The organism is Streptomyces sp. NPDC043952 (assembly GCF_056435325.1).
Map to the genome: position 1 here is coordinate 287,281 of NZ_JBWKES010000007.1, position 9,605 is coordinate 296,885.

14 protein-coding genes and 2 pseudogenes are annotated in these 9,605 nt (G+C 70.3%); 8 read left to right on the plus strand and 8 right to left on the minus strand.

Annotated features, from left to right (window positions below; translation table 11 throughout):
* Positions 1-364, minus strand: a pseudogene (locus tag AC069R_RS11510) (RNA polymerase subunit sigma-70); the annotation flags it as partial.
* Positions 365-463: 99 nt separating this feature from the next.
* A complete protein-coding gene (locus tag AC069R_RS11515; protein ID WP_478766565.1) occupies positions 464-949 on the minus strand; it encodes a MarR family winged helix-turn-helix transcriptional regulator in 486 nt (161 codons plus the stop codon).
* Between the two features lie 162 nt (positions 950-1,111).
* On the opposite strand from AC069R_RS11515, the gene ilvA reads away from it, so the two are divergent.
* Positions 1,112-2,341 (plus strand): threonine ammonia-lyase, encoded by a 1,230-nt coding sequence (gene ilvA, locus AC069R_RS11520; protein ID WP_478766510.1) that lies wholly within the window; start codon positions 1,112-1,114, stop codon positions 2,339-2,341.
* Positions 2,342-2,495: 154 nt separating this feature from the next.
* Here the strand turns inward: ilvA and greA are convergent, their stop codons facing one another.
* A complete protein-coding gene (gene greA, locus AC069R_RS11525; protein WP_397984310.1) occupies positions 2,496-2,996 on the minus strand; it encodes a transcription elongation factor GreA in 501 nt (166 codons plus the stop codon).
* Between the two features lie 243 nt (positions 2,997-3,239).
* Entirely contained in the window at positions 3,240-3,638 is a 399-nt protein-coding gene (locus AC069R_RS11530; RefSeq protein ID WP_478766513.1) for a DUF4307 domain-containing protein, read from the minus strand.
* Between the two features lie 103 nt (positions 3,639-3,741).
* Here AC069R_RS11530 and mca point away from each other — a divergent pair, with 103 nt between their 5' ends.
* Both mca and AC069R_RS11540 read left to right on the plus strand, forming a co-directional pair.
* Positions 3,742-4,623, plus strand: a complete 882-nt coding sequence (gene mca / locus AC069R_RS11535) for a mycothiol conjugate amidase Mca (protein WP_478766515.1) — start codon at positions 3,742-3,744, stop codon at positions 4,621-4,623.
* Positions 4,616-4,855 (plus strand): hypothetical protein, encoded by a 240-nt coding sequence (locus AC069R_RS11540; protein WP_478766517.1) that lies wholly within the window; start codon positions 4,616-4,618, stop codon positions 4,853-4,855. Before mca ends, AC069R_RS11540 begins: the two co-directional genes overlap by 8 nt.
* A gap of 577 nt (positions 4,856-5,432) precedes the next feature.
* Here the strand turns inward: AC069R_RS11540 and AC069R_RS11545 are convergent.
* Positions 5,433-5,825 carry a hypothetical protein gene (locus AC069R_RS11545; RefSeq protein ID WP_478766519.1) on the minus strand — a complete coding sequence of 131 codons (393 nt, stop codon included), beginning with the start codon at positions 5,823-5,825 and terminating at the stop codon, positions 5,433-5,435.
* 151 nt (positions 5,826-5,976) lie between these two features.
* Here AC069R_RS11545 and AC069R_RS11550 point away from each other — a divergent pair, with 151 nt between their 5' ends.
* Both AC069R_RS11550 and AC069R_RS11555 read left to right on the plus strand, forming a co-directional pair.
* Positions 5,977-6,567, plus strand: a complete 591-nt coding sequence (locus AC069R_RS11550; RefSeq protein ID WP_478766521.1) for an ArsR/SmtB family transcription factor — start codon at positions 5,977-5,979, stop codon at positions 6,565-6,567.
* An 87-nt stretch (positions 6,568-6,654) separates the two neighbouring features.
* A pseudogene (locus AC069R_RS11555) lies at positions 6,655-6,810 on the plus strand (DUF255 domain-containing protein); the annotation flags it as partial.
* A 32-nt stretch (positions 6,811-6,842) separates the two neighbouring features.
* Here the strand turns inward: AC069R_RS11555 and AC069R_RS11560 are convergent.
* Positions 6,843-7,250, minus strand: coding sequence for a type II toxin-antitoxin system VapC family toxin (locus AC069R_RS11560; RefSeq protein ID WP_478766523.1), 408 nt, complete (start codon positions 7,248-7,250; stop codon positions 6,843-6,845).
* Complete coding sequence (locus AC069R_RS11565) at positions 7,247-7,519, minus strand: hypothetical protein (RefSeq protein ID WP_478766525.1); 273 nt, start codon at positions 7,517-7,519, stop codon at positions 7,247-7,249. Before AC069R_RS11565 ends, AC069R_RS11560 begins: the two co-directional genes overlap by 4 nt.
* Positions 7,520-7,841: 322 nt before the next feature.
* Between AC069R_RS11565 and AC069R_RS11570 the strand changes: the two genes are divergently transcribed.
* The 3 genes from AC069R_RS11570 (at position 7,842) to AC069R_RS11580 (ending at position 9,031) form a co-directional block, all read left to right on the plus strand.
* A complete protein-coding gene (locus AC069R_RS11570) occupies positions 7,842-8,093 on the plus strand; it encodes a restriction endonuclease subunit S domain-containing protein (RefSeq protein WP_478766527.1) in 252 nt (83 codons plus the stop codon).
* A gap of 155 nt (positions 8,094-8,248) precedes the next feature.
* A complete protein-coding gene (locus AC069R_RS11575; RefSeq protein WP_478766529.1) occupies positions 8,249-8,650 on the plus strand; it encodes a restriction system modified-DNA reader domain-containing protein in 402 nt (133 codons plus the stop codon).
* 129 nt (positions 8,651-8,779) lie between these two features.
* Positions 8,780-9,031 carry a hypothetical protein gene (locus AC069R_RS11580; RefSeq protein ID WP_478766531.1) on the plus strand — a complete coding sequence of 84 codons (252 nt, stop codon included), beginning with the start codon at positions 8,780-8,782 and terminating at the stop codon, positions 9,029-9,031.
* A gap of 193 nt (positions 9,032-9,224) precedes the next feature.
* Here the strand turns inward: AC069R_RS11580 and AC069R_RS11585 are convergent.
* Positions 9,225-9,605, minus strand: a 381-nt coding sequence (locus tag AC069R_RS11585; RefSeq protein WP_478766533.1) for a transposase, incomplete at its 5' end; no start/stop codon positions are given.

The following is a 9,605-nucleotide window of genomic DNA, read 5'->3' on the forward strand; positions in this document are numbered from 1 at the left end:
CCCCTCCCCCCCCCTCTCCCACCCCCACCACCAGACCCACCCCCCCCCCCCCCCCCCCCCCCCCCAGCGGCCCCCCCCCCCCCGCCCCCCCGCGGCCGGGTAGGCGGGGCCGGAGCGAGTGGGCGAAGCGGACGGCGAGGTACCGGCGCGCGCAGTCGTACGGATCCCCGCCGCGCAGCCGGTGCCAGCGGGCGTAGGTGTGGCCGAGCGCCAGCGTCAGCAGGCGCCGCGCACGGGGGTTGGCGTCCGGTGCCTCCGCGGTGAGCAGCGTGGCGGCGTGCAGCAGCCGCCCGCCCGCGCCCGCGACGAACGCCTCGAACTCCGAAGCCCGGCCCGCCTCCTGGGACACCCGCCGATCACGCAAGTCGCCTCCCCCTCGCGGGTCCCTGTCCGGTACGGGACAGGGAAGTCGCGTACGACGCAGGAACCTGGGGTCTCATATGAGGCCCGCCGGGGTCGCGGGTCAAGACTCGGGATGCTTCCCCTGGGTGCGGGCCGACAGGCCGTGGTTGAAGCGGGTCAGCAGGGCGCAGAACTGCTCGCGCTCCTGCGGGGACCAGTCCTCGGTCAGCTCCGCCATCAGCCGGCGCCGCGAGGAACGCACCTCCGCGAGCCGGGCCGCGCCGCGCGGGGACAGCTGGAGCACCACCGCACGGCCGTCCTCCGGGTGTGAGGTGCGCTTGACCAGGCCGGTGTCGACCAGCGGCGCCACCTGCCGGGTGACCGTGGAGGAGTCGATGCCCATGCCCGCGGCGAGCGCCTTGACGCCCATCGGGCCCTCCTTGTCGAGGCGGTTGAGCAGCAGATAGGCGGCGCGGTCCATGGAGTTGCGCGCCTGCCCGACACCGCCGAGCCGCGTCTGTTCGGCGCGGCGGGCGAACACCGCCACCTCGTGCTGGAGGGAGTCGAGAAGACCGGGATCACCGACGGTCGTCATGTCCATCGACATTTCAGGTGTTGTGGGCATGGCCGGAGGCTCGCTTCATGAAGGGCTGCAAGGTTGGGGGACAGGGTACGCGGCCCGGCGCCGGGCCGTACCGGCGCTGCGCAAACCCGTCTTGGAGCTTGGTCACCCCCGTCACGCCCCACCGCGAGCTGCGATGCTGGAGTCATGAACTACCGCACCGCCCACCCCTTGCGTTCCGTCACCCTGGACGACGTACGCGGAGCCCAGAAGATGCTCTCGGGCGTGGCACGGGCGACCGCGATGGAGGGCAGCCGGCACCTGTCCCAGCTGGTCGGCGCGCCGGTGCAGCTGAAGTGCGAGAACCTCCAGCGCACCGGCTCCTTCAAGCTGCGCGGCGCCTATGTGCGCATCGCCGGGCTGCTGCCGGAGGAACGGGCCGCCGGGGTGGTGGCCGCGAGCGCCGGCAACCACGCGCAGGGCGTCGCCCTGGCCTCCTCGCTGCTGGGCGTGCACGCCACCGTGTTCATGCCGCAGGGCGCCCCGCTGCCCAAGGTGGCGGCGACCAGGGAGTACGGCGCCGAGGTGCGCCTGACCGGCCAGGTGGTGGACGAGACGCTGGCCGCCGCCCAGGACTACGCGGCCCGCACCGGCGCCGTGTTCATCCACCCCTTCGACCACCCCGACATCATCGCCGGCCAGGGCACGGTCGGCCTGGAGATCCTGGAGCAGTGCCCGGAGGTGCGCACCATCCTCGTCGGGGTCGGCGGCGGGGGACTGGCGGCCGGGATCGCGGTCGCGGTGAAGGCGATCCGGCCGGACGTGCGGATCATCGGCGTCCAGGCAGAGGGCGCCGCGGCCTACCCGCCCTCGCTGGCCGTCGGGCACCCGGTGGCGGTGGCGAACCCGGCCACGATGGCCGACGGCATCAAGGTGGGCAAGCCGGGCGTGGTGCCGTTCACGATCGTCCGCGAGCTGGTGGACGAGATGCGCACGGTCACCGAGGACCAGCTCTCCGCCGCGCTGCTGCTGTGCCTGGAGCGGGCCAAGCTGGTCGTGGAACCGGCCGGGGCGAGCCCGGTCGCGGCCCTGCTCGCGTCCCCGGACACCTTCGAGGGCCCGGTCGTCTGCGTGCTGTCCGGTGGCAATGTCGATCCGGTGCTGCTCCAGCGGGTGCTGCGGCACGGCATGTCCGCGCAGGGCCGCTATCTGGCCGTACGCCTGCGGCTCACCGACCGCCCCGGTGCCCTCGCCACCCTGCTCGGGGTGCTGTCGGGGGCGGACGCCAACGTCCTCGACGTCAGCCATGTCCGCACCGACCCCCGGCTCGGCCTCAGCGAGGTGGAGGTCGAAGTCCACCTGGAGACCAAGGGGCCGGCCCACTGCGCCGAGGTCGGCCAGTGCCTGCGCGACGCGGGCTACACGGTCATCTCCTGAGCCGGCTGCACGAAGACCCCGTACGAGCCCGCTTACCGACGACCGCCGTAGGACTGCGAAGACCGCCGTACGACTCGTACGGCCCGGCGGGTACGACGAGACCCCCGGCGTCCACTCGGGATGCCGGGGGCCTCGGGATGGACAGCTCGGGGGCTCAGCCGTTGTAGGGCTCGGCCTTGAGGATGCGGACGGAGGCCTTCTTGCCGTTCGGCAGCTCGTACTCCGCGTCCTCGCCGACCTTGTGGCCGATGACACCGGAGCCCAGCGGCGACTGCGGCGAGTACGTCTCCACGTCCGAGCTCGCGTACTCGCGGGAGGCGAGCAGGAACGTCATCGTGTCGTCCTCGTCACCGTCGAAGGCGATCGTGACGACCATGCCCGGCGCGACGGCACCGTCGGCGGAGGCCGGGGCCTCGCCCACCTTGGCGCTCTCGAGAAGCTGGGTCAGCTGCCGCACGCGCAGCTCCTGCTTGCCCTGCTCCTCCTTGGCCGCGTGGTACCCGCCGTTCTCGCGCAGGTCTCCCTCCTCGCGCGCGGCCGCGATCTTGGCGGCGATCTCCGTGCGCGCAGGACCAGTAAGGTACTCAAGCTCGTCCTTGAGCTTGTTGTACGCCTCCTGGGTCAGCCAGGTGACGTTCTCGCTGGTCTGGGTCACAGGGTGCTCCTCGTCGGTACTGGGAAATACAAAGCATCGCCCTACCCAGAAGAATGTTCCCTCTTGGATGGGCGAAACCACGAGCCTAACAATTCATCCGCGGAAGGGGGAGGACATAAAGCCATCAGAATCGCATCAACGCAGGTCGGACCGCCCGCATTCCGGGTGAACGAGCGGCGGGGCGGCCCGTCCGGGGCGGTGAACCACTGGCCAAGGCAGGGCCCGGACGGGGCGCCCGGCGTGTCAGCCGTTGTGGCAGCCCAGCAGCTCGGCGGTGGTGCCACGGGCCGTCGTACGGAGCGTGACGACCTTGTCGATGCGCGTGGCCGGACCGGTGAAGTGGAAGTCGGCGCGGCCGACCTCCGTACCGTCCGCCGACTGGGAACGCAGGGTGCAGTAGCCGTCGCTCCCGGCGTCCTTGTGGACCTCCAGGTGCGCCTTGACCGTGTTGTCCGTGGCGTCGAAGGTGATCACCTGGGCGCTGATCTTCGTCTGCACGAGGTAGTGGTACGCGAAGTAGCCGACCAGGGCCAGCAGGGCGGCGCCGAGGACCACGGCGGCGACCTTGAGTTTGCGGTCGGCGCGCTCGTCAGAGGAGCGGCCGTAGCGGCCCGCGGGCAGCCCCGTGCTCGCCGTACTCATGATCGTCCTCTCCGCGGAATTATTCGCCCCCCGATTCGGTCACTATAGAAGCCTTCGATTGCGCCCTGAGCCTTGGGGGCGCCGACCTACCGAGGATTGAGTCTTGACTGACCAGCTGCGACTGATGGCCGTTCACGCGCACCCCGACGACGAGTCGAGCAAGGGCGCGGCCACCATGGCGAAGTACGTGTCCGAGGGGGTGGAGGTGCTGGTGGTGACCTGCACCGGCGGTGAACGCGGCTCCATCCTCAACCCCAAGCTCCAGGGCGACCCCTACATCGAGGCGAACATCCACGAGGTGCGCCGCAAGGAGATGGACGAGGCCCGCGAGATCCTGGGCGTCAAGCAGGAGTGGCTGGGCTTCGTGGACTCCGGGCTGCCCGAGGGCGACCCGCTGCCGCCGCTGCCCGAGGGCTGCTTCGCCCTGGAGGACGTCGACAAGGCGGCCGGCGAACTGGTGCGCCGGATCCGCTCCTTCCGCCCGCAGGTGATCACCACCTACGACGAGAACGGCGGCTACCCGCACCCCGACCACATCATGACCCACAAGATCTCCATGGTGGCCTTCGAGGGCGCGGCGGACACCGAGAAGTACGCCGAGGACGAGTTCGGCCCGGCCTACCAGCCGCTGAAGCTCTACTACAACCAGGGCTTCAACCGCCCCCGCACCGAGGCCCTGCACCAGGCGATGCTGGACCGCGGCCTGGAGTCGCCGTACGGGGAGTGGCTCAAGCGCTGGAACGAGATCGAGCGGGTCGAACGCACCCTGACCACGCATGTTCCGTGCGCGGACTTCTTCGAGATCCGCGACAAGGCGCTGATTGCGCACGCCACGCAGATCGATCCGGACGGCGGCTGGTTCCGCGTGCCGATGGAGCTCCAGAAGGAGGTCTGGCCGACGGAGGAGTACGAGCTGGCGAAGTCGCTCGTGGACACCTCCCTCCCCGAGGACGACCTCTTCGCGGGCATCCGGGACAATGCCTGACATGAGCGCAAGCGTGAGCCTGGCAGCGACGGACCTCGTCTCCCTCGCCGATCTCGACCAGAACAAGGTCACCCCCGGTGTCCTCGGCTTCATCGTGTTCGCGGTGATGGCGGTGGCGGTGTGGGGCCTCATGAAGTCGATGAACAAGCACATGCGGAAGGTCGACTTCAAGGAGCCCGCCGACCCCGGCACGGAAGCCCACCCGGCCGACACCCCGGCCCAGCGGAGCTGAACCCAGGGGGCCGACCCCGGCAACCTGGCCCCAGGCCGCGTCGCGGCGGGCGAGCCCGGTCTCCGGGGACCTCGGCGACGGTCGTGGTCCCTGCGGGCGGGCGTCGGTCCCTGCGGGCGGCAGCCTCCCTGCGGGCGGGCGTCGGTCCCTGCGGGCCGCAGTCCCCATGGGCCCGGTGTCCGGAGGCCCCGGTCTCCGTGACTCCGGCCGCCGGGGACCCGGTGCCCTGGAAGTCAGCCGTCCGCCGAAACCGTCGCCTCCGTCTTCCCGCCGGGCGCGGCGGTCCTTAGTCGTACGCGGTTGCCGGGGCCGCCGGCCGGCCTTTGAGCGCGCCCCTCGCTGCGAGCGGCGGGCGTGCGCAGGGCGGCCGGTGAGTTCCGCGTATCCGTATCGCGACCGCGGCGAGTCCCCGGCGGAGCATCAGGGCGGACTCCTCCTGAGCTTCCTCCTGAGCGGACGCGCCGGCCGCTGACCGCACCGCGTGCCGCCGTCCAGCCATGTGGCACTGCCGCCGTCCAGACACCTGGCACCGCTACCGTCCAGACACCTGGCACCGCCGCCGTACGGACCGGCCCGCCTACGACGACCGCACCCGCGCCCCGCACCGCCCCTTCCCCAGCGCCAGATACACGCACGCCCCCGCCAGCGCGCACTCCGCCACCGCGCAGCCCGCCGCCTGGAGCAGTGGTGTGCCCGTGCCCGCCGTGGTTATGTCGAACCAGGCGTCGAGGACCGCCGTGGACGCCGTGGCGGAGGCGGTGAGGCGGGCGCGGGGGTCGGCGCGGAGGCCGAGCAGGGCCGTGACCGCGCAGCCCGCCGCCATCAGGACGTCCAGGCCGATCCAGGCCACCGGCCAGTGGTCCACCGTGGTGCGGCCGGGCAGTGTCACCGCGAGCACCGCCATCCACGGCACCAGCAGGACCGCCGCCGCGCCCAGCCCGATCAGCGTCCACCTCTTCTTCGCCGTCACGTCCGTCCCCCTCCCAGCCCCTCCCGGAGCCGCAGTCGTCCTCGATCCGGCTCCTCCACCGTAGACCGCAGAGAAAATTCTGCAAAGGGAATTCGGCAATCTTGGGCAAACCTCAGGGACGTCTCAGGGTTCTCAGGGTTACGGTTTCCGCATGACCGACGGCCTGCCCGAGATGACCAGCCTGGAGCGCACCGCGCTCTACAAATCCCTGGGCAACCCCCTGCGCCGGCGGATCCTCGAGTACCTCGGCCGGCACGGCGAGGCGAACTCCACGGTGCTGGCCCGCGAACTCGGCGAAAGCTCCGGCACCACCAGCTACCACCTGCGCAAACTCGCCGAGCAGCGGCTCATCGAGGAGATCCCGGAGAAGTCCGGCGGCCGTGAGCGCTGGTGGCGGGCGCTGCCGTTCCGGCACACCACGCCGGACCCGGCCACGATGACCGACGAGGAGTACGCGGCCGCCTCCCGGCTCGCCCACCTCAAGATCGAGATCGACACCGCGCTCTACCACCGCGCCCACCAGGAGTACCGCGGCCCCGAGGGATGGGCCCAGGTCCAGCGGCACGGCACCTGGATGACCCGCGAGGAACTGCTCGCCTTCATGCGCGACTACCACGCCCTGCTCGACCGCTACGGCCATCCCCGCGAGGAGGCCCCGGAGGGCGCGCGCCACATCCAGATGCGCTACTACGCGATCCCGGAACCCACGGAGACCCGCGACCCCGAGCCGACCAACTCCTGAGCCAGCTCGCCCCCGCCCCCGCGACCAGGGCACGCCCGGCCCCCGTCCGTCACCCCGCCACCCCTTCCCCCATGGGAGAGTGGAACGGTGAACCGACTGGCCCATGAGACGTCGCCGTACCTGCTCCAGCACGCCGCCAACCCCGTCGACTGGTGGCCCTGGTCGGCGGCGGCGTTCGAGGAGGCGCGCAGGAGCGGCAGACCGGTGCTGCTGAGCGTGGGGTACAGCAGTTGCCACTGGTGCCAGTGAACTCGCGAACCCAGTAGTCGGCGGTGTTAGACGTCCCTGATGACCACGCGCTTCCCGCAGAGCTTCGACCAGTCGTCCCGGTCGGAGGTCAGAACGATCACGGGCGCCGGGACGCGGAGCGCGAGTGCGGCGACGAGGGCGTCGATTGCGTACTTGTGCCCGTGCAGCCCGCCTGCGTCCTGAAGAAGCTCCACGGCAGTCAGGGAGTCCTCCTGGCTGACCGGTTCCACTCGCAGTCGGGAGAGCACCCACTTCAAGCGCGCTAGATCGGTCTTCCCGTGCACGGCTTCAACAATGGTCAGCGCGGACACGAGGACGGGAACCCCAGCCTGCCGGGATGCCTCGACGCGAGCGGCCATACCGCGGTCGTTGCGCAGGAGCAGAGAGAGCGCCTCGGAGTCGAGCACCAGCGAGCGGACTGGCTGCTCCTTCACGCGGCGCCCCGCTCGACACCCTCGGCGTTCACGCCTCCGAACAACTCGCGACGAGCCGCTTCGATCTCCTGCTCCGTGAGCGCGCCGTGCTCTGCCTCGTGGGCCGCGACGATCTCGGCGAGCCCGTCCATGGCGAGCTGGTGCCTGACAGCCTCGGTGATGTAGCTGGACAGACCCCGGCGGCCGGTTCGAGAGCGGAGCTCGCTGACCAGCTCGGTGGGCATGGACACCGAGATGTTCTCGGTGTTCCCGGCTCGGGTCGGCTTCATGGTCGCAGTGTAAGACACTTTTTAATACAGAAGGGAGGCTTTCTGTGCCCCATGCCCGTCCGCATCATGGAGGCGCCTTCTGCCGAGAAGCCTCTTCGGTTCGGGGTGGGCGCAGTGTCTCGGTCTCCGTGCTCGCACAGTAGCTCGTTGTCGCTGCCCCGCCCGCTCGATGCGCCGGTTGAGGCCGACCTCCGCTTTCGCGTGCTACTGACCTCCACCGCTCGGTCGGTGCCCTCCGTCATCGGGCACTTACTGTCTCGACCGCCAGCGGCACATGCTCCGGTCCAGTCGGGGTCCTCCCGGCACCGTTGACTCTCACTACTTGGCCGCCTTCCTGCGTAGCCCCGGAGCTCGGGAGTGGCTCGACACCCATTCGACCGGGAGCCTGGCGCTGCGGACCATCTCACTTGAGGTGCTCGGGATGCGGCCCGTCACCCTTCCCGATCTCGACACCCAGCGGTCCATCGGCGAAGCCATGACGAGCTTCGACGCCCATGAGCGGCGGTTGCTGGAGCAACTGGCAACGACGCGGGACATCCGCAGCAAGGCGCTAAACAGCCTCCTGAGGAGATGAAGGCGGCCGGAGCCCCGACCACCGCAGTGGCGCTCCAGGCGATATTTCTCCTGAATCGCTGAGCCGTAGAGTTGACTTAAGTTGCTTCTAGTGCTTAAGATCGAAGGAGAGCCAAGGCGTCCCGTCGGGGGAGGCCGTCTACGCCAGGAGCGCGCATGGCCACGCTGAGCATCCACTTCGATCCCGCTGTCATCGCCCGACTCGTCAGTGCGAGCGGTGACGACACCATCCATGTCACCCTGTCCCTCGGTGAAGAGGCCGTCTCCGCGCAAGCCGCTCCGGTGGTCCCCCAGGGGCCCCTGGCCGGGCTGATGCGCGCCGACCTGCTCGAACCGGGGACGGTCCTCACGTTTCGTCAGCGCCGCGCCAACAGGTCGGGCCGCGCCGTCGTCACCGCCGACGGTCAGCTCATCGTCGACGGGCACTCCTCCCCCTTTCCTTCGCCGTCGAAGGCCGCAGAGGCCGTGACCGGCAACATCATCAACGGCTGGACCCTGTGGCGGACGCCCGACGGTTCCACGTTGGATCAGCTGCGACAGAAGCTGGACGCCGAGTAGCCGACCCAGGCAGCCCCGACCGAGGGGTGTCGCATCCATCCGTGGAGCAGGCCGTTTGCCTGTGCCCGCCGCCAAGGCGTCCTGTTTCGGCGGCGAGCTCCGAACTCGAGGGGCTTCGTGTACATAACCTTGGACCTGATCACCGCCTTTGTTGTTTCCGGGGCCTTCGCGACCGGGGTGCTCGTCTACCGCTGGGCCGCACCGTCGGCGGGCGCGACTGCTCTGTCGAGAGGCGAACGACTGGCGCTCGCCCTTGGCGCGGCGGCGACTGCCATCGTGATCGGCGGCTACCTCGGGAACGGGTTCCGGGGCATCGAGCACACTGCGAACGCACGGCCGGCGGGAGCCGTGGAAGCCGTGAAGCCCGGAATCGGCCGGTAGGCGGTGTCCTGGCCGGCGGTAGGGGAAAGCCTGCCGGTGGCACCGCCGACACTCGGACCATCGGGCCGTCGTCTCGACAGCCGTGCCGTTGCCCGCCCTGCAGCCGTCCTGCTATCTGTTGGCTGCTCAGCGTGCCGCTGTTGCCGGTTTCCGCATGGGGATGATGTGCGGTCCGGCCGGGCTCTTAGAACTCCTAACGCAATGACTTCAGGCGTCGCCAGCAGATGAGTGCGCATCCCAGGGTGAGGAAGGCTTCGTGGATGTCGTCGCGTACCTCCCAGCGGATCCGCAGGCGGCGGAACCAGTGCAGGTGGGCGAATGCTCGCTCTACGACCCATCGTTGGGTGCCCAGTCCGGAGCCGTGCTCGGTGCCCCGGCGAGCGATCACCGGCCTCACTCCGAGATTCCAGACCAGGCGGCGGTACTTGTCGTGGTCGTAGCCGCGATCACCGAGCACGAGGTCCGGACGGCTCCTTGGCCGGCCGCGTTTGCCGCGCACCGGCGGCACGGCCTGGAGGAGTGGGATCAGCTGGGTGACGTCGTTGCGGTTGCCGCCGGTCAAGGTGGCGGCGAG